Source organism: Nocardioides sp. TF02-7 (genome assembly GCF_022437945.1).
In the GTDB taxonomy this organism is placed as follows: Bacteria; Actinomycetota; Actinomycetes; order Propionibacteriales; family Nocardioidaceae; genus Nocardioides.
In genome coordinates this window covers 4,121,006-4,139,591 of sequence record NZ_CP092535.1, presented here as the reverse complement: position 1 = coordinate 4,139,591, position 18,586 = coordinate 4,121,006, and the positions used below count along the sequence as shown (strand labels likewise).

The 18,586-nt window shown below is 74.6% G+C and carries 9 protein-coding genes and 6 pseudogenes; 5 read left to right on the top strand and 10 right to left on the bottom strand.

The genetic code is table 11. The annotated features are described in order from the left end of the window. Positions 1-5: 5 nt before the first annotated feature. Entirely contained in the window at positions 6-1,013 is a 1,008-nt protein-coding gene (gene gap / locus MF408_RS21435; RefSeq protein WP_240249343.1) for a type I glyceraldehyde-3-phosphate dehydrogenase, read from the bottom strand. A gap of 187 nt (positions 1,014-1,200) precedes the next feature. Here gap and MF408_RS21430 point away from each other — a divergent pair, with 187 nt between their 5' ends. After that, on the top strand, positions 1,201-2,718 hold the full coding sequence (locus tag MF408_RS21430) for an ATP-binding cassette domain-containing protein (RefSeq protein ID WP_240249342.1): 1,518 nt from the start codon (positions 1,201-1,203) through the stop codon (positions 2,716-2,718). A gap of 417 nt (positions 2,719-3,135) precedes the next feature. Next, positions 3,136-5,097, top strand: coding sequence for a hypothetical protein (locus MF408_RS21425; RefSeq protein ID WP_240249341.1), 1,962 nt, complete (start codon positions 3,136-3,138; stop codon positions 5,095-5,097). Between the two features lie 135 nt (positions 5,098-5,232). On the opposite strand, the gene MF408_RS21420 is transcribed toward MF408_RS21425, so the two are convergent. Continuing rightward, positions 5,233-5,754: a hypothetical protein gene (locus MF408_RS21420; RefSeq protein ID WP_240249340.1), complete on the bottom strand. Its 522-nt coding sequence runs from the start codon at positions 5,752-5,754 to the stop codon at positions 5,233-5,235. Between MF408_RS21420 and MF408_RS27265 the strand changes: the two are divergent. Beyond that, positions 5,744-6,118, top strand: a pseudogene (locus tag MF408_RS27265) (FtsX-like permease family protein); the annotation flags it as partial. The gene MF408_RS21420 and the pseudogene MF408_RS27265 overlap by 11 nt on opposite strands. Before the next feature lie 1,888 nt (positions 6,119-8,006). Here the strand turns inward: MF408_RS27265 and whiA are convergent. The 4 genes and pseudogenes from whiA to uvrC all read right to left on the bottom strand — a co-directional run bounded on the left by whiA (position 8,007) and on the right by uvrC (position 12,873). Then, complete coding sequence (gene whiA, locus MF408_RS21415; protein WP_240249339.1) at positions 8,007-8,993, bottom strand: DNA-binding protein WhiA; 987 nt, start codon at positions 8,991-8,993, stop codon at positions 8,007-8,009. A gap of 49 nt (positions 8,994-9,042) precedes the next feature. Continuing rightward, a pseudogene (gene yvcK / locus MF408_RS21410) lies at positions 9,043-10,034 on the bottom strand (uridine diphosphate-N-acetylglucosamine-binding protein YvcK). Continuing rightward, positions 10,031-10,900, bottom strand: a pseudogene (gene rapZ / locus MF408_RS21405) (RNase adapter RapZ). The pseudogenes yvcK and rapZ overlap by 4 nt, the downstream one beginning before the upstream one ends. Before the next feature lie 22 nt (positions 10,901-10,922). Further along, a pseudogene (gene uvrC, locus MF408_RS21400) lies at positions 10,923-12,873 on the bottom strand (excinuclease ABC subunit UvrC). A gap of 165 nt (positions 12,874-13,038) precedes the next feature. Between uvrC and MF408_RS21395 the strand changes: the two are divergent. Further along, a complete protein-coding gene (locus MF408_RS21395; RefSeq protein ID WP_240249338.1) occupies positions 13,039-13,557 on the top strand; it encodes a hypothetical protein in 519 nt (172 codons plus the stop codon). A gap of 111 nt (positions 13,558-13,668) precedes the next feature. After that, positions 13,669-14,373, top strand: a complete 705-nt coding sequence (locus MF408_RS21390) for a hypothetical protein (protein WP_240249337.1) — start codon at positions 13,669-13,671, stop codon at positions 14,371-14,373. On the opposite strand, the gene MF408_RS21385 is transcribed toward MF408_RS21390, so the two are convergent. The 4 genes and pseudogenes from MF408_RS21385 to uvrA form a co-directional block, all read right to left on the bottom strand. After that, positions 14,339-14,698, bottom strand: a complete 360-nt coding sequence (locus tag MF408_RS21385; RefSeq protein ID WP_240249336.1) for a Rieske (2Fe-2S) protein — start codon at positions 14,696-14,698, stop codon at positions 14,339-14,341. The two genes, MF408_RS21390 and MF408_RS21385, sit on opposite strands and share 35 nt — an antisense overlap. 258 nt (positions 14,699-14,956) lie before the next feature. Continuing rightward, a pseudogene (locus MF408_RS27260) lies at positions 14,957-15,006 on the bottom strand (hypothetical protein); the annotation flags it as partial. After that, on the bottom strand, positions 14,999-15,241 hold the full coding sequence (locus MF408_RS21375; protein ID WP_240249335.1) for a hypothetical protein: 243 nt from the start codon (positions 15,239-15,241) through the stop codon (positions 14,999-15,001). The pseudogene MF408_RS27260 and the gene MF408_RS21375, both read right to left, overlap by 8 nt. 24 nt (positions 15,242-15,265) lie before the next feature. Continuing rightward, positions 15,266-18,291, bottom strand: a pseudogene (uvrA, locus tag MF408_RS21370) (excinuclease ABC subunit UvrA). Positions 18,292-18,586: the final 295 nt, after the last annotated feature.

The window sequence follows — 18,586 nt, the reverse complement described above, 5'->3', positions numbered from 1 at the left end:
CCGGCTCAGAGCGAGGCGCCGACGTGGACGATCAGGTCGGCGAGGCGGTTGGAGTAGCCCCACTCGTTGTCGTACCAGCCGGCCACCTTGACCTGGTTGCCGATCACCTTGGTGAGCGGCGCGTCGAAGATGCAGGAGGCCGGGTCGGTCACGATGTCGGTCGACACGATCGGGTCCGTCGAGTAGCGCAGGATCCGGCCGTCGGCGGCCGCCTTCACGATCTCGTTGACCTCCTCGACGCTGGTCTCGCGACCGGCCTCGAAGGACAGGTCGGTCAGCGAGCCGGTCGGCGTGGGCACGCGGAGGGCGTAGCCGTCGAGCTTGCCCTTCAGCTCGGGCAGCACCAGCCCGATCGCCTTCGCGGCGCCGGTCGAGGTCGGCACGATGTTGAGCGCGGCGGCGCGGGCGCGGCGCGGGTCCTTGTGGATGTTGTCCTGCAGGTTCTGGTCCGCGGTGTAGGCGTGCACCGTCGTCATCAGGCCCTTGTTGATGCCGAGGCCGTCGTTGAGGGCCTTCGCCATCGGCGCGAGGCAGTTGGTGGTGCACGAGGCGTTGGAGATGACGGTGTGCTGCTCGGGGTCGTAGAGCTCGTGGTTGACGCCCATGACGACGGTGAGGTCGTCGTTCTTGGCGGGCGCGGAGATGATCACCTTCTTGGCGCCGGCGTCGACGTGCGCGCGGGCCTTGGTGGCGTCGGTGAAGAAGCCGGTGGACTCGACGACCACGTCGACACCGAGGTCGCCCCACTTGAGGGCGGCCGGGTCGCGCTCGGCGAACGCCCGGATCTCCTTGCCGTCGACGATGATCGCGTCCTCGGTGGAGGAGACGTCCGCGTCGAGGCGGCCGAGGATCGAGTCGAACTTGAGCAGGTGGGCGAGCGAGGCGTTGTCGGTGAGGTCGTTGACACCGACGATCTCGATGTCGGCGCCGCCGTCGGCCGACAGGGCGCGGACGGCGCGGAAGAAGTTGCGGCCGATCCGGCCGAATCCGTTGATACCTACGCGAACGGTCACTGCATCGCTCCTGCGGGTTGGGACGAGAGGGTCGGACTCAAACGCCTCCGACCCTACCGCTGCGGTGGTGCCGGCCCCGTGCGGTGTCCCGCCGTACGTCCAGGTAACAAAACGGGGCAGGCCGGGCGTCGACGGGACGGCCAGCAGGCATGATGGGCGCCCGACACCGCACGAGGGAGGAGACGCGATGAGGGACGCCGGCGGGATCGGTGTCCGCTGCTCCGGTGTGGTGCACCTCTACCGGACCTTCGAGGGCCACGACGTGGTCGCGCTGCAGGGCGTCGACCTCGAGATCCAGGCCGGGGAGCGGGTGGCGTTCCTCGGCCCCAGCGGCTCCGGCAAGTCCACTCTCCTCGCCCTGCTCGGCGGCATCCAGCGGCCGAGCGCGGGGCGGATCCTGCTGGGCGAGGACGACATCTCCCGGATGAGCGAGCGGCACCTGGCGCGGCTCCGCGCGCGGCGGGTGGCCACGATGCTCCAGGGCGCCACCCGCAACCTGCTCCCCTACACGACCGCCCGCCGCAACATCGCGTTCGCCCGGGTCGGGATGCCGGCCGACGAGGTCGCCGACGCGCCGACCGCGATCGAGCTGCTGGACCGGGTCGGGCTCGCCGACCAGGCCGACCAGGTCGTGACCACCCTCTCCGGCGGGCAGCGGCAGCGCCTGGCCCTGGCGTGCGCCGTCGCGACGCAGCCCCAGCTGCTGCTCGCGGACGAGCCGACGAGCCAGCTCTCCCACGCCGACCGCGACGCGGTGGTGGCCCTGCTCCACGAGCTCAACCGCGACTTCGGCACCACGGTCGTCGTCGTCACCCACCAGCCGGAGGTCGCGGCCACGTTCCCCCGCACGGTCACGATGAAGGGCGGCCGGGTGGGGTCGGAGGGGCCGCGACGGGGCGGAGTACGCCGTGATCGGCGCCGAGGGGGTGCTTCACCTCCCGACGCACCTGGTGCCGCAGTGGCCACCCGGCACCCTGGTCCGGATCGACGCCGAGGCCCGCCGGATCGTCGTCAGCCATCCCGCCGACGAGGTCGGCATCCCCCAGGACGAGGTCCGATGACGGGCCCGCTGCCCGACCTGGTCCTCGACCGGGTCTGCTACCGGCCGGGGCCGCTCCTCCTCGACGACGTCTCGCTGACCTTCCCTGCGGGCCGGGTGACCGCGGTCGCCGGGCCCAGCGGCTCCGGCAAGACCACCCTGCTCTCGGTCGCCGGTGGGCTGGTGCCGCCCACGACCGGCACGGCGACGTACGCCGGCGCCGCGACCTGGCAGGGCAACGGCGACCCGCGGCCCGAGATCGCCTTCGTGCTCCAGGTCTACGGCCTGGTGCCGATCCTCTCCGCCCGGGAGAACGTGGCGATCGCGCTGCGCGCCCGCGGGACGGCCTGGAGCGAGGCCAACGACCGGGCCGAGTCGGCGCTGGCCCGGTTCGACATCGCCGACCTCGGCGACCGCCAGGTCGAGGAGCTGTCGGGCGGCCAGATGCAGCGGGTGGCCTGTGCCCGGGCGCTGGTCGTCGACGCCCCCGTCGTCCTGGCCGACGAGCCGACCAGCGAGCTCGACCAGGTCAACGTGCAGGTCGTGCTCGACGCGCTCCGGCAGGAGGCCGAGCGGGGAGCCGTCGTCGTGATCGCGACCCACGACGCCGCGATCGTCGACGCCGCCGACCACCACGTCGTGATCGACGAGGGCCGACTCGGATGAGGTCCCGGCTGCTGGCCGGGTTGTGGGAGCGCCGCGGGACGCACCTCGCGCTGGCCGCCGCAGTCGCGGTCGTCACCTCCGGCGCCGTGGTGGTGACCGGTGAGGACGTCGACCTGGCGCTGCTGGTCCCGCTCCTCGCCCTCGCCGCCGGCGTGGTCCCGTCGGCCGGCCTCGCGCTCGGCGCCGTACGCCGTCGGGAGGCGGCGCTGCTGCGACTGCGCGGCCGGCACGGCGCCGGGTGGGTGTCGCCGCTGCTGGTGGAGCCGCTGGTCAGCCTGGTCGCCGGCGGGGCGGCCGGGGCCGCGGCGGCGCTGGCCGTGGGACCCGGTCGGTGGCCGGTCGTGGCGACGGTGTGGCTGGGCGCCACCGTCGTCGTGCTCGGCGCGATGGTGACCGCCCTGCGCACCCCCTCTCCCGGTGCTCCTGCGCGACCGCTCTGCCCGTTTGGCGCCGGGCGCCGCGACGACGTTCGTGCAGGTGCTCGTGCTGGTCGCGGCCGGCGTCGCTCTCACCCGCACCGGCGCGGACGAGCCCGACTGGGTGGCCTTCGCCGGGCCCACGGCGGTCGGGCTCGCCGCCAGGCTCGGCGCCGCCTGGCTGCTGCTCGGGTGCGGTCGCTGGCTGGCCGGCCGGGACGACCTCGCCTCGTTCCTCGCGGGCCGTCGGCTCGGCCTGCGGCGGGCGACGAGCGGGCTCCCGCTCGTGGTCGCGGCAGGTGCCCTGCTCGGGCTGGCGCTCAACACGATGCTGGCCGCACAGGACTGGGAGGCGGACACCACGGCCGTGACGACCGGCACGCCGCTGGTGGTTCCCGTCGAGGGCGACGCCGCCGCCGTCCTCACCGCCACCCACGAGGCCGACCCGGACGGCCGCTGGCTGATGGCCGCCGTGCGGGTGCTCGGCGACGACCGGCCGGGCTCCCGACGGGTTTTCGTCGACAGCGAGCGCTTCGCCCGGGTGGTCGGCGACGGTCTCGCCGGCACCCCGGCCGCCGAGGGGTCGGCGGCCGTCGACGACCTCGCCGCGGCGGCTGCCGACTGGCGTCCCGAGCCGACCGCGACCGGCGGCCGGCTGACCGCCCGCGTCGCCACCGACGCCGACCGTGCGGCGTTGGTCGAGATCGCCGTGGAGACCATCGGGCCCGACGGCGCGGGGCTCCAGTCCGTCCTCCTGCGGGTCCCGCCGGGCGGCTCGAGCACGGCGAGCGCCGACCTCACCCGGTGCGGGAGCGGCTGCCAGGTGGTCGGGCTCGACGTCGCCGTCGGCCGCCCCTGCGCCTCTCGGTACTGGGCGCAGCCATCGTGCCGCCGCCCGCGGCTCGACGTCGACCGCCTGGACCTGGGCGGCCTCGACCTCCTCGACCGCGGCTGGACGCTCGACGAGGGCGATGAACGGCCGCCGGGCGAGCTCCGCGCGACACCCGACCGGCTGCGCATCCGGCCCAGCTCCGCGGGCCGGAGCTACCTGGCCGTCGACCGCAGCCCATGGGCGGTCCCGGTGCTCAGCACCCGCTCGGTCGACCGGGAGTCCGCCGCCGCCGCGCCCACGACCAGCGGTCTCGACCGACCGGCCGACGTGCTGGGCCGCTACGACGCGCTCCCTCTCGTGGGCACCGGCGGGACCCTGCTCGACCTCCGCACCGGGCTCGTCCGCGGCTCGCACACGGTCGCCTCCGCCGACGCCTGGGTGCTCGCCCGCGCGGACACGCCGGCCGACGTGCTGGCGGCCGTGGGCCGCCCGACGACCGCGGAGCAGCTGGTCGCACCCGCCCTCGAGGAGGCCGGCAGCGACGTCGCGGGCGTGCTGGTCGTCGTGGCGGCCGGCGGGGTCGCCCCTCGGGCTCGTCGGGATCCTGCTGCCCGCCGCCCGGGAACGTCGCCGACGTGCCCAGGAGCGGGCCGCGCTCCGGCTGGTCGGCGTCCCGGCGGGCGTCCAGCGGCGCGCCGGACGGCTGCAGGTCCTCCTCGTCGCGGGCGCCGCCGCGCTGGCGACCCTCGCAGCCACGGTGGTCACCGTGCTGGCGTTCGGGGACGCCGTACCGGTGCTGGCGCCGCAGCCGTCCCAGCTGCCGCTCGACGTGGGCCTGCGCGCCCTGCCGCTGGTCGTGGCCCCGACCCTCGCCCTGCTCGCCGTCGGGGCGGTGGGCGGATGGGTCGAGCGTCCGTCCGAGCCGGACAGCCGCCCGGCGGCGCTGCGCGAGGAGGAGACCTGATGCTGCGGCTCGCCCTCGACGGCCTGCGCTCCCGTGCCCTGCTGTCGGCCGGCACCCTCCTCCTGCTCGTGGTCGCGGTCGGGTCCGCGGTGCTGGGGCCGGCGTTCACTGCGGCCGTCGGCGACAGCTATGCCGTCACCCGGCTCGCCGAGGCTCGAACCCGCTGACCGGACGCACCTGGGAGTTCCGTCCCGACGGATCCCGCAGCGACCCGGCCGAGGTGCTCGCGGACGCGACCGCCGCCGTCGACCTGCCACCCGGGCAGGCGGACGTCTCGGTGCAGCTCGAGACGTTGCGGGTCCTCACCCCGGGCACGCTCGGGGGAGGTGCAGCTGGTCGCGCGGGAAGGCGCCTGCAGCCACCTGACGGTCACCGGGCGGTGCCCGCGCCAGCCGGGCGAGGTCGCGCTCCTGGCCGGCGACGCCGAGGAGGACGGGCTGGCGCCGGGCGACCGGATCGACCTGCCGGCGCCCCTGGGACCGCTGACCGTGGTCGGCACCTACAGCTACCCCACCGGTCCGGAGGTCGACGACGACCGGCGCGAGGAGCTCGAGGACTTCTGGTTCGAGGTGCGCCGCCTCGCCTCGCTCCCGCCCCAGGTGCTGGGCGACGACCCGCTCCCCCGCCGCCCCGCCCCCTTCCTGGTGACCGTCGACCACTTCGCCACGGTGCCGAGCGACCTGTGGCTGGCGCGGGTGGACAGCCGGGTCGACGCACGCCCCGACCTGTCGGCCGAGGAGCTCGAGGAGCTCGGCGACCGGGGCGCGGCCGACCCGGCGCCGCAGCAGGCCCCCGACCGGGACCCTCGCGGAGGTGTCGATCAACGACCTGGGCGGCGTGGTCGACGACGTCCGGTCCGAGCAGCGCGCGGCGGTCGCGTCGGTGACGCCCGCCGTGGCGTCGCTGGTGCTCGTGGCGCTCGTGCTGCTGAGCCGCCTCACCGCGGCGGCCGGCGACCTCCGGCTCCCCGACCTCGCGCTGGCCTCGCTCCGCGGCGCCGGACGGCGCCGGGTCTGGCTGCTCGCCCTGAGCGAGCCGCTGCTCCTCGTCCTGCTGGCGGTGCCGCTCGGCGTCGCGGGTGGGCTGGCGCTCACGGCGGTGCTGGTCCGGGCGTGGCTCGAGCCGGGACTGCCGCTGCCGTTCCCGGCGTCGGCGTTCGTCGCCGCGGCCGTCGTGACCGCAAGCGCCGTCGGCGTGTGCGTGGCGACGACCCGCACCACCCTCGCGCGCACCCTCGCCGACCAGCTCGCCGGGCAGGGGCGGCCGCGCGGTGCCGGCCGGCTCGCCCGGCTCGGGCTGCTGGCCCTGGGGGCGCTGACCGTGGTGCTGGTGACCGCGGCGGTCACCCGGCCGGCCGGCGGGGCGACCGACGTGGGCGACCTGGTGCTGCCGGCGCTGGCCGCGGCCACGCTCGGTGCGGCCGCCACGGCCACCACCCGCTCGGCGACGGCCCGGCTGGCCCGGCGACGGGCCCGCGGGCTGGTCGGCTTCCTCGCCGTGCGGGCCGTCGCCCGCCGGGCGGTCGGCACCCTCGTCGTCCTGCCGCTGACGGTCGCCGTCGCGGTGTGCACGTTCGGCCTCGGCATCGCCGACGCTGCCGCCACCTGGCGGTCCAGCGTGGCCGCCACGCAAGCGCCGGCGGACACGGTGTGGACGACCGAGCTGCCGATGGTGGAGGCGGTCGCGCTCACCCACGAGCTGGACCCCGACGGACGGTGGCTGATGGCGGCCGCCACCCTCACCACCCAGGAGCACCGGGTCGCGGTGGTCGACGCGCCGCGCCTCGCCAGGGTCGCCCGGTGGCCGGGCACGTGGACCCCCGGCACCGGGCCCGACGAGGTCGCCGCCGTCCTCGCGGCGCGGCCGCTGCCGACGGTGACCGGCCGCCGGCTCGAGCTCACCGCCACCGTCCCTGACGGCTCCGCCGACGTCACCGTCGAGGTGCAGCTGCGCGACGCCCGCGGCCGCGTCGGCGCCTCCTACCTGGGGCCGTTCGGCCCGGGGACGTCGAGCAGCGGCGAGCGGGTGCCGTGCGCCGCCGGGTGCACCGTCGAGGGCCTCGCCGTCGCCGGTGCCGCCGGGCTCCCCACCGAGCTCGACGGCGACTACGCGTTGGGCCCGCTGACGGCGGACGGGACCGATGCGACGGCCGTGCTCGGCGACGAGGGCTGGCGGCTGTCGTCGGGCGCGGACCTGCAGCAGGTCGCCGAGCTGGTCGAGACCGGCGCGGACGGGATGACGGTCACCGCGTCGGGGCCGGGCATCGCCGGCCTGACGGCGGGCGGCATCCCGCCCGAGCGCCCGGTGGTGGCCGGCCGCGAGGCGGTCGGCACCCTCGACCGGTACGACCTCGGCGCCGCCCGGTCGTCGGCCGGCGGACCGCCCGAGGTCACCGCCGCCCTGGTCTCCGAGAGCGTGCCGTTCCTCGGTCCGCGGGCCTACCTGATCGACCACACGATGATGACGGCCAACCGGAGCGTCTTCGAGGAGGGCACCGAGGTCCGGGTGCTCTCCCGCGGCGACACCCCCCGCCGGCGTGACCGACGCCCTGGCCGCGGCGGGCCTCGCCGTGACCACGACGTACGCGCAGGAGCGCGACCGGCTCGACGAGACGGCGTACGCGCTCGCGCTGCGGCTCTACGTGGTCGCGGCCGCGCTGGTGCTGCTGATGGCGATCGCCGGGCTCGCGGTCACCACCGCCGTGCAACTGCCGTCCCGCCGGGCCGACGCCGCGTCCCTGAGCGTCGTGGGGGTGCCGCGCCGCACGGTGCTGGCGGCGGTCGCGCTCGAGCAGGCGGTCGTGCTCGGCGCCGCCGCGCTCGCGGGCCTGTCGGCGGGCGCCGGCACCCAGCTGGTCGTGCTGCGGAGGATCACGCTCGGCGCCGCGGAGGGGTCGTCGTGGCCGCGGGTGACCGCTCGCGTCGACCCGGCGCTCCTCGCCGGGGTGGCAGCGTCCGTCGCGCTGGTGCTGGCCAGCGTCGCCGTGGTCAGCGCCTGGCTGGCGGTCCGCCGGGCCCGCGGGGCGTCGCTGCGGGAGCGGGGCCGCTGACCGTCCGGACGGGTGGGGGCGCGGCCGTCAGGCGTCGCCGGCGAGCATCTCGGGGGTCAGCACCGCTTCGGTGTCGGGGATCCCCAGCTCCTCGGCACGCTTGTCGGCCATCGCCAGCAACCGGCGGATCCGGCCCGCGATCGCGTCCTTGGTGAGCACCGGGTCGTGCAGCTGGCCGAGCTCCTCCAGCGACGCCTGCTTGTGCTCGAGCCGCAGCTGGCCCGCCAGCCGCAGGTGGTCGGGCACGTCGTCGCCGAGGATCTCCATCGCGCGCTCCACGCGGGCGCCGGCGGTGACCGCCGCGCGGGCCGAGCGGCGCAGGTTGGCGTCGTCGAAGTTCGCCAGCCGGTTGGCGGTCGCACGCACCTCGCGGCGCATCCGCCGCTCCTCCCAGGCCATCAGCGTCTCGTGCGCGCCGAGGCGGGTGAGCAGCTGGCCGATCGCGTCTCCGTCGCGGATCACCACGCGGTCGACGCCGCGGACCTCGCGGGCCTTCGCCTGGATGCCGAGCCGGCGGGCGACGCCGACCAGCGCGAGGGCCGCCTCCGACCCGGGGCAGGTGACCTCGAGCGACGACGAGCGGCCGGGCTCGGTGAGCGAGCCATGGGCGAGGAAGGCACCGCGCCAGGCCGCCACCGCGTCGCAGCCGCCGCCGGAGACGACCGCCGGCGGCAGGCCCCGCACCGGCCGGCCACGCTGGTCGAGCAGCCCGGTCTGGCGGGCGAGCGCCTCGCCGTCCTTCACCACCCGGACGATGTAGCGGCTGCCCTTGCGCAGACCGTTGCCCTGGACGACGACCACGTCGGAGCCCTGGCCGTACATGTCCTGGATGTCCTTGCGCAGCCGCCGGGCGGCGGCCCCGGTGTCGAGCTCGGCCTCGACGACGATCCGCCCGCCGACGATGTGCAGCCCACCGGCGAACCGGAGGGTCGAGGCGACCTCGGCCTTGCGGCAGCACGCCTTGGTGACCGGGGTGCTGGCCAGTTCCGCCTTGACCTGAGCCGTCATCGCCATGGGCCGATCCTGCCACGGAGGTCAATCACCCGCGGAACCTCCGCAGGCATCAGGAGTCCTGCATCACACGGGCGTACGTCGCGGCCAGCCGCACCGGGTCGTGGCGCGGCGTGCCGTCGCCGAGGGCCACGTCGTCGACCACCAGCCGGGCGCCCAGCGCGGCGACCACCTGCTCCAGCTCCTCGACGTCGTCGCCGACGCTCTCGCGGTCGGCGACGACCGTGTGCACGGCCAGGTCGGGCGCGTGCTCGGCAAGGGCGGCGAGGTGGTCGGCCGGCCCGAAGCCGCCGGTCTCGCCCTGCTGCTCGGCCAGGTTGAGCACGACGATCACGCGGGCGTCGGTGCGCACCAGGGCCTCGCGCAGCTGGGGCACCATCACGTGCGGGATGACCGAGGTGAACCAGGACCCCGGCCCGAGCACGGCCCAGTCGGCCTCGGCGATCGCCCCGAGCACGGCCGGGCTGACCTCGGGATCGGGCGGGTCGAGCGCGATGGACGCGATCACGCCCTCGGTCGTCGCGACCTCGACCTGTCCGCGGACGGTGACCAGCTCGCCGGGGTCGTCGGGGTGCTCGCCGATGCCCCGCACCTCGGCGGTGATGTCCATCGGCGTCATCGCCATCGGCAGGACCCTCCCCTTGGCGCCCAGCAGGCGGCCGACCCAGTCGAGGGCGTCGACGTGGTCACCGAGCAGCTCCCAGAGCCCCACGATCAGCAGGTTGCCGACCACGTGGCCGCGCATGTCGCCGTCACCGGCGAACCGGTGCTGCAGCACCTTCGCCCAGGTGTCACCCCACTCGTCGTCGCCGCAGAGCGCGGCCAGCGCCATCCTCAGGTCGCCGGGCGGCAGGACGCCGAACTGGCCCCCGCAACCGCCCCCGACGAGCCGCCGTTGTCGGCGACGGTGACGATCGCGGTCAGCTCGTCGACGGTCAGGTCGTCGACCAGGAGGCGGAGGGCGGTGAGCGAGGCGTGCAGGCCGTGGCCGCCCCCCAGCGCCACGACGGCCTGCGCGCGGTCGCGCGCCGAGAGGGGCGTCACTCCCGCCCCAGGTCGCGGTGGAGGGCGCGCGCGACGTAGCCCTGCTCCTGCATCCGGCGCGCGACCTCCTCGCTCATCGCGACGCTACGGTGCTTGCCGCCGGTGCAGCCGACGGCGACCCGCATGAACCGCTTGCCCTCGCGGAGGTAGCCCTCCGCGACCCCGGAGAGCAGCGGCACGAACTGGTCGAGGAACTCCGTGGCCCCGGGCCGGCCGAGCACGTAGTCGGCGACGTCGGCGTCGCGCCCGGTGTGGGGGCGCAGCTCCGGCACCCAGTGCGGGTTGGGGGAGGAACCGCATGTCGGCGACGTAGTCGGCGTCGACCGGGATGCCGTACTTGAACCCGAAGCTGATCACCGTCACCCGCAGCCGGGTCGCCTCGGGCGTCCCGAACGCCTCGGCGATCCGGTCGGTGAGCTGGTGGACGTTGAGGTTGGAGGTGTCGATCACGAGGTCGGCGTCGCCGCGCAGGTCGGCCAGCACCACCCGCTCCCGCTGGAGGCCGTCGAGCAGGCGGCCGCCCTCCTGGAGCGGGTGGGGGACGGCGGGCGGCCTCCTGCCGGCGGACGAGGACCTCGTCGACGGCGTCGAGGAACACCAGCGTCGTGTTGCGGCCGGTGACGCCGTGGGCGAGGGCGCTGCGGGAGGCCGTGGAAGAACGAGCCCGAGCGCACGTCGACCACCACCGCCATCGGCTGCGACCGGCCCTGGCTCTCGTCGACCAGCCGGACGACGTCGGGCAGCAGGCTGGGCGGCAGGTTGTCGACGACGTAGAAGCCGAGGTCCTCCAGCTCCTTCGCGGCGGTGCTCCGGCCGGCGCCGGTCATCCCGGTCACGACGACCAGCTCGCCGGGTTGCTGCGTCATGCCACGACCCCCTGGAAGCGCCTCATGGGGCCGTAGTCTTCCGGTCGACGGGGTCGGCGGCCACCGCCTCCTTGATCACCGCCGCCGTGCGCGGACCGATGCCGGGCACCGCCGCGATCTCCTCCACGGTGGCCTGCCGCAGCTTGCGCAGCGAGCCGAAGTGACGGAGCAGGGTGCGCCGGCGCACCTCACCGAGGCCCGGGACGTCGTCGAGCAGGCTCTCGACCATCGACTTCGACCGGCGGCCGCGGTGGTGGGTGATCGCGAACCGGTGGGCCTCGTCGCGCACCCGCTGCAGCAGGTAGAGGCCCTCGGAGGTGCGGGGGCAGGATCACCGGGTCCTCCTCCCCCGGCAGCCACACCTCCTCGAGCCGCTTGGCGAGACCGCACACGGGGATGTCGTCGATGCCGAGCTCGTCGAGCGCGCGCTGCGCCGCGGCGACCTGTGGCGGACCGCCGTCGACCACCACCAGGCCCGGTGCGTAGGCGAACTTCCGCGGCCGGCCGGTGTCGGGATCGACGAGCATCGGCCCGGACTCCCCGTCGCCGGGCCGCAGCTCGCTGCGCGCCTGCTCGTCGAGCAGCCGGCGGAACCGGCGGGTGATCACCTCGTGCATGGAGGCGACGTCGTCCTGGCCGCTGACCCCCTTGATGACGAACCGCCGGTACTCGCTCTTGCGGGCGAGGCCGTCCTCGAAGACGACCATCGACGCGACCACCTCGGTGCCCTGGAGGTTGGAGACGTCGTAGCACTCGATGCGCAGCGGCGCGTCGTCGAGGTCGAGCGCCTCGGCGATCTCGGCCAGCGCCCGGTTGCGGGTGGTGAGGTCGCTCGCGCGCTTGGTCTTGTGGAGCGCCAGGGCCTCGACGGCGTTGCGGGCGACGTTGGCCTGGAGCGCCTTCTTGTCGCCGCGCTGGGGCACCCGGATCGAGACCCGGGTGCCGCGCAGGTCGCTCAGCAGCCGCTCGAAGGTCTCGGTGTCCGGCGGCAGCTCGGGCACCAGGATCTCGCGGGGCACCGCGTCGCGCGCCTCGTCGGCGTCGAGGCCGCCGTAGAGCTGGAGCAGGAAGTCCTCGACCAGCTCGGGAGTGCCGCCGTCGTCGGTGCGGTCGGCCACCCACCCGCGCTGACCGCGGATCCGGCCGCCGCGCACGTAGAAGATCTGGACGGCGACCTCGAGCGGGTCCTCGGCCAGGGCGATCACGTCGGCGTCGGCGCCGTCGCCGAGCACGACGGCCTGCTTCTCGAGCGCCTTCTGCATGGCGCCGAGGTCGTCGCGCAACCGGGCGGCCTTCTCGAAGTCGAGCGCGTCGGAGGCGGCGTACATCTCCTGCTCGATCCGCCGCATGAACGGCCGGGTGCGGCCGGCCATGAACTCGCAGAAGTCGTCGACGATCCGGCGGTGCTCGTCGGCGGAGACGTTGCCGACGCAGGGAGCGACGCACTTGTCGATGTAGCCGAGCAGGCAGGGCCGCCCGATCTGGCTGGACCGCTTGAACACGCCGTTGCTGCACGACCGCATCGGGAACACCCGGAGCAGGATGTCGACGGTCTCGCGGATCGCCCAGGCGTGGCTGTAGGGCCCGAAGTAGCGGGTGCCGCGTCGCTTGGCGCCGCGCCCGACCATCACCCGGGGGAACTCCTCGCCGTAGGTGACCGCCAGCCACGGGTAGGACTTGTCGTCGCGGTACTTCACGTTGAACCGCGGGTCGAACTCCTTGATCCAGGAGTACTCCAGCTGGAGCGCCTCGACCTCGGTGCCGACCACCGTCCACTCCACCGACGTCGCGGTGGTGACCATCGTGGCGGTGCGCTGGTGCAGGTTGGAGACGTCCTGGAAGTACGACGACAGGCGCGCGCGGAGGTTCTTGGCCTTGCCGACGTAGATCACCCGGCCCTGCTTGTCGCGGAAGCGGTAGACGCCCGGCTCGGTGGGGATCGACCCCGGCTTCGGGCGGTAGCTCAGCGACACGCCCCCAACCCTACGGAGCGCTGCCGACAGGTCGTGACGGGGCGGGCCAGGTACCTCTTCCGCGACCGAAATCGGTTCCCATCGCGCCGGAGGGCGCGCACACTCGACGGGGACACACGGTCGACGTGCTTCGGCACGAGCAATCTGGAGTGGTCTACTAGAGAAATGGGCTGTCGGGACGACTACGGCTACCCGCTGACCGCGTCGGACGACGCGGCAGCGGCGTACGTCGGCGGGGTGCGCGACCTGCTCCGGCTCCGCGCGGGCGCCCAGGTGGGGATCGCCGCCGCCCTCGCGCACGACCCCACGTTCGCCGTCGCCCACGCCGACCTGGCGCTCCTCGGGCACGAGATGTGCGTGGACGTCGACACCGGCGCCCGCCTGGCCGACGCCCGGCGGCACGCGGAGCGGGCCACCGACCGGGAGCGCAGCCACGTGCACGCCGTGGAGCGCCACCTCCGGGGCGACGACGCCCCGCTCCTCGCGCACCTGGCCGCCTACCCCCGCGACGCCGTGCTGCTCTCGGTCGCGATGCCGACGATCGCGTTCGCCGGCGTCACCGACGTGCCGGCCGAGGCCTGGGCGATCGTGGAGCGGGCCGCGCCGGCGTACGGCGACGACTGGTGGTTCACCGGGCTGCTCGCCTTCGTCCGCCAGGGGAGCAGCGGCGCTTCGACGAGGTGATGGAGCTCTCCCTGTCGGTCGCTGACGCTCGAACCCGCAGCCGGCCACTCGGCGCACGCCCGGGCGCACGCGCACTACGAGACCGGCGACCACGCGGCCGGCCTCACGTGGATGGACGCCTGGGTCGTCGGCGACGGCGCCCGCACCGAGAGCCTCACCCACTTCTCCTGGCACGCGGCACTCCACGAGCTGTCGCTGGGCGACCTCGACGCGGTCCGCCGGCGCTACCTCCAGCAGCTCCAGCCGCGGCACGCCGTCGGCTGCCGGGCCCTCGTCGACACCGGCTCGCTGCTGTTCCGGTGGGCCCTGACGCCCGACGCCGAGGACGTGCCGTCCCTGGACGAGGTGGTCGGCATCAGCGGGCGGGACACGCTCGAACGACCGGCGACGCCGTTCCTCGCGCTGCACGCCGCGGTCGCGCTGCTCGCGACCGGCGACCGGGGCGGGCTCGACCGGCTCGCGGCCTGGTGCGACCGGCACGACCACCCGACCCACCGCGAGGTCTCGGCGCCGCTCGCCCGCGCCCTCTCGCTGCTCGCCGCCGGTCGGGCGTCGGTCGCCGCCGACCGGCTCTCCCAGCTCGCGCCGGTCTGCTGGCGGCTCGGCGGCTCCGACGCGCAACGCGAGATCCTCGAGGAGGCGCGGATCGCGGCGCTGCTGCGGGCCGGGAGGTACGACGACGCCGTGCTGGTCCTCGACCGGCGTCTCGACCGGCGGCCCTCGCCCCGGGACCGCCGCTGGCGCGACCGGGCCGCCCAGCAGCCGGTCGCCGCCGCTGCCGTCAGACCGCCAGGATCCGGTCGTCCTCGACCGTGACCTCCACCGGCGCCAGCGCCGCGGGGGCCGGGCCCTGCACGGGCTCACCGCTGTCGGCGTCGTAGACGCTGCCGTGGTTGGCGCAGTGGATCTGCCCGTCGGCGACCGAGGTGACCAGCAGGCTCTGGTGCGTGCAGACCGCGGTGAAGGCCCGGAACTCCCCCTCGGTCGGCTGGGTGAGCACGATCTTCTCGTCGGAGAGGATCAGCCCGCCCCCGACCGGGACGTCGGCGGTGGACGCGAGCTCGGTGCCGGCGTCGACCGCCGGTCCGCCCCCGTCGCCGCCGTTGCCGTCGTCCCCACCCCCGCAGCCCGCGAGCGCCACGGCGACACCGAGGGCGCCGAGGCCCCGTGGAACACGATCCGGCGCGACGCGCGCACCTCGCCGAGGCCGCTCACCGGAGCACGATCCGATCGCCCTGCACGGTGACCTCCACCGACGCGAGCGGCGTCGAGGCCGGCCCCGCGGTGGGGGCCCCGTCGGTGATCGAGAACCGGCTGCCGTGGCACGGGCACTGGATCTCGCCGTCGGCGACCCGCCCCCACCAGGCACCGCTGGTGGGTGCAGAGGGCCGAGAACGCCCGGAAGTCGCCCTCCTCGGGCTGGGTGACGACGACCTCCTGCTCACCCACGACCAGGCCACCGCCGACCGGCACGTCGGCGACGGCGATCCCGCCGGCCGGCGGTGCGGCAGTCGTGGAGCCGGACGTCGCGGACGAGGTCGGGGACGAGGTCGGCGTCCCGGGCGCGGAGGTCGACGGGTCGCTCCCCCGTGGAGCCGCCGTCGTCGCCGCACGCGACCAGCACCGGGGCCCCGAGACCGGCGGCCGCCGCACCGAGCGCCCGCCGCCTGCTGATGGTTGACATGTAAATCAGCGTACGGCGTCGGCGTCAGCGCCGCGCGGTGCTCTTCGCCGTGGCGCGGGCCTTTCCGTTGCGCGGCGCCGCGGCCGCCGCCCGCTTGCGCTTCGCCGGCGGCTTGGCCGGCTTCTTCGGCTGGCTGGCCTCCCGGCCGTCGAGCAGCGGCCGGAGGAACTCGCCGGTGAAGCTGCCGGGCGTGGCCGCGACGTCCTCGGGCGTGCCCTCGGCGATCACGGTGCCGCCGCGGGAGCCGCCCTCGGGCCCCCATGTCGATGATCCAGTCGGCCGTCTTGATCACGTCGAGGTTGTGCTCGATCACCAGCACCGAGTTGCCCTTGTCGACCAGCGAGGACAGCACGCCGAGCAGCTTGCGGATGTCCTCGAAGTGCAGGCCGGTGGTGGGCTCGTCGAGGACGTAGATCGTGCGACCGGTCGAGCGCTTCTGCAGCTCCGTGGCCAGCTTGACCCGCTGCGCCTCGCCTCCGGAGAGCGTCGTCGCCGGCTGGCCGAGCCGCACGTAGCCGAGGCCGACCTCGACCAGCGTCTTCATGTGCCGCGCGATCGCGGGCACGGCGGCGAAGAAGTCGAGCGCCTCCTCGATCGGCATGTCGAGGACCTCGGCGATGGTCTTGCCCTTGTAGTGCACCTCGAGCGTCTCGCGGTTGTAGCGCGCCCCGTGGCACACCTCGCACGGCACGTAGACGTCGGGGAGGAAGTTCATCTCGATCTTGAGCGTGCCGTCGCCGGCGCACGCCTCGCAGCGGCCGCCCTTGACGTTGAACGAGAACCGCCCCTGCTGGTAGCCGCGGATCTTCGCCTCCGGCGTCGACGCGAACAGCTTGCGGACGTGGTCGAAGACGCCGGTGTAGGTGGCCGGGTTGGACCGCGGCGTGCGCCCGATCGGCCCCTGGTCGACGTGGATCACCTTGTCGACCTGGTCGAGGCCGGTGATCTTCTGGTGCCGCCCCCGGGATCGTGCGGGCGCGGTGCAGCTCCTTGGCGAGCGAGGTGTAGAGGATGTCGTTGACCAGGGTCGACTTCCCGGACCCGGAGACGCCGGTGACCGCGACGAACTGGCCGAGCGGGAAGGTCACGTCGATGTTCTTGAGGTTGTTCTCGCGAGCACCGTGGACCTTCAGCTCGCGGCCCTTGGTGCGCGGACGGCGTACGGGCGGCACCGGGATCTCACGACGGCCGGAGAGGTACTCGCCGGTGATCGAGTCGGCGTGGGCCAGCAGGTCGGCCACGGTGCCGGAGTGCACCACCTGGCCACCGTGCTCGCCGGCCCCGGGGCCGATGTCGACGACCCAGTCGGCGACCTTGATCGTGTCCTCGTCGTGCTCGACCACGATCAGGGTGTTGCCGAGGTCCTGAGCCGGACCAGCGTCTCGATCAGCTTCTGGTTGTCGCGCTGGTGGAGGCCGATGGACGGCTCGTCGAGCACGTAGAGGACGCCGACGAGGCCGGCGCCGATCTGGGTGGCCAGCCGGATCCGCTGCGCCTCACCGCCGGACAGCGAGCCCGAGGGCCGGTCGAGCGAGAGGTAGTCGAGCCCGACGTCGAGGAGGAACTGCAGCCGCTCCTCGATCTCCCTCAGCACCCGCTCGGCGATCTGCCGCTCCCGGCTGGAGAGGTCGAGGTTGCGGAGGTAGTCGGCCGCCTCGTTGATCGGCAGCGAGCAGACCTCGGCGATGTTCTTGCCGCCGCGGTCGCGCGGACCGAGCGTCACCGCCATCGACACCGGCTTGAGCCGGGTGCCCTGGCAGACCGGGCACGGGACCTCACGCATGAAGCCCTCGAACCGCTCGCGGCTCACGTCGCTCTCGGCCTCGCGGTGGCGGCGCTCGACGTAGGTGCGCACACCCTCGAACTCGGCGTAGTAGGACCGCTGGCGGCCGTAGCGGTTGCGGGTGACGACGTGGACCTTGGTCGGGTGGCCGTCGAGGATCGCCTTCTGCGCCTTCTTCGGAAGGTCCTGCCACGGGGTGTCGACGTCGAAGCCCAGCTCCTCCCCCAGCGCCTGCAGCAGCTTGCCGAAGTAGTCGGCCACGTGCGCGTGGCTCCACGGCTGGAGCGCGCCCTCGGCGAGGGTGGCGGTCGGGTCGGGGACGACCAGCTCGGGGTCGACCTCCATCCGGGTGCCGAGGCCGGTGCACGCCGGGCAGGCGCCGAACGGCGAGTTGAACGAGAAGGAACGCGGCTCGAGCTCGTCGGTGTCGATGGCGTGGTCGTTGGGGCACGACATCTTCTCGCTGAACCGCAGCTCGCGGTGCGGGTCGCCCTCGGGGAGGTCGACGAAGTCGAGCAGCACCAGGCCACTCGCCAGCCCGAGCGCGGTCCCGACCGAGTCGGTCAGCCGCCGCTTGGCCGACTCCTTGACCGACAGCCGGTCGACGACCACCTCGATCGTGTGCTTGATCTTCTTGTCGAGCTTGGGCGGGTCGTCGAGCGAGTGGGTCCGCCCGTCGACGCGTGCCCGGCTGAAGCCCTGGGTCTGCAACTGCCGGAACAGCTCGACGTACTCACCCTTGCGGCCGCGGACGACCGGGGCGAGGACCTGGAACCGGCGGCCCTCCTCGAGCGTGAGGACGCGGTCGACGATCTGCTGCGGCGTCTGCCGCTCGATCGGGGGCGCCGCAGGTCGGGCAGTGCGGGCGACCGGCGCGGGCGTAGAGCAGACGGAGGTAGTCGTAGACCTCGGTGATCGTGCCGACGGTGGAGCGCGGGTTCTTCGAGGTGGACTTCTGGTCGATCGACACCGCCGGCGAGAGGCCCTCGATGAAGTCGACGTCGGGCTTGTCCATCTGCCCGAGGAACTGACGGGCGTAGGCCGACAGCGACTCGACGTAGCGCCGTTGGCCCTCGGCGAAGATCGTGTCGAACGCGAGGCTGGACTTCCCGGAGCCGGAGAGGCCGGTGAAGACGATGAGGGAGTCGCGCGGGAGGTCGAGGGAGACGTCCTTGAGGTTGTGCTCGCGGGCGCCGCGGATGATGAGCTGGTCGGCCACTGGGGTCCTAGGGTGCGTCCTGTCGGGGTTCGAACTGGTGTTCGCCATCGTACGGCGCGCGCGCAAGGCCGCGCCGTCGGAAGGCGTCACCCGCCAGACTCTCACGCGCCACCGACAACGGCCGTCTCGGCGATGATGGGACGGTGACCACACCGCTGCTCCCCCGACCTCCCCCGACCTCCCCAGCCGGGTCGCCGCCGCGACCGAGCGGCTGCTCGCGACCGCCGACGCCCTCCCCGACGACGCGTGGACCGCCCCCAGCGTGTGCGCCGGCTGGGACCGGGCCCACGTGCTCGCCCACCTCGCGCTCAACGCGGACGGACTCGCCGGCGTGGTGCGCGGG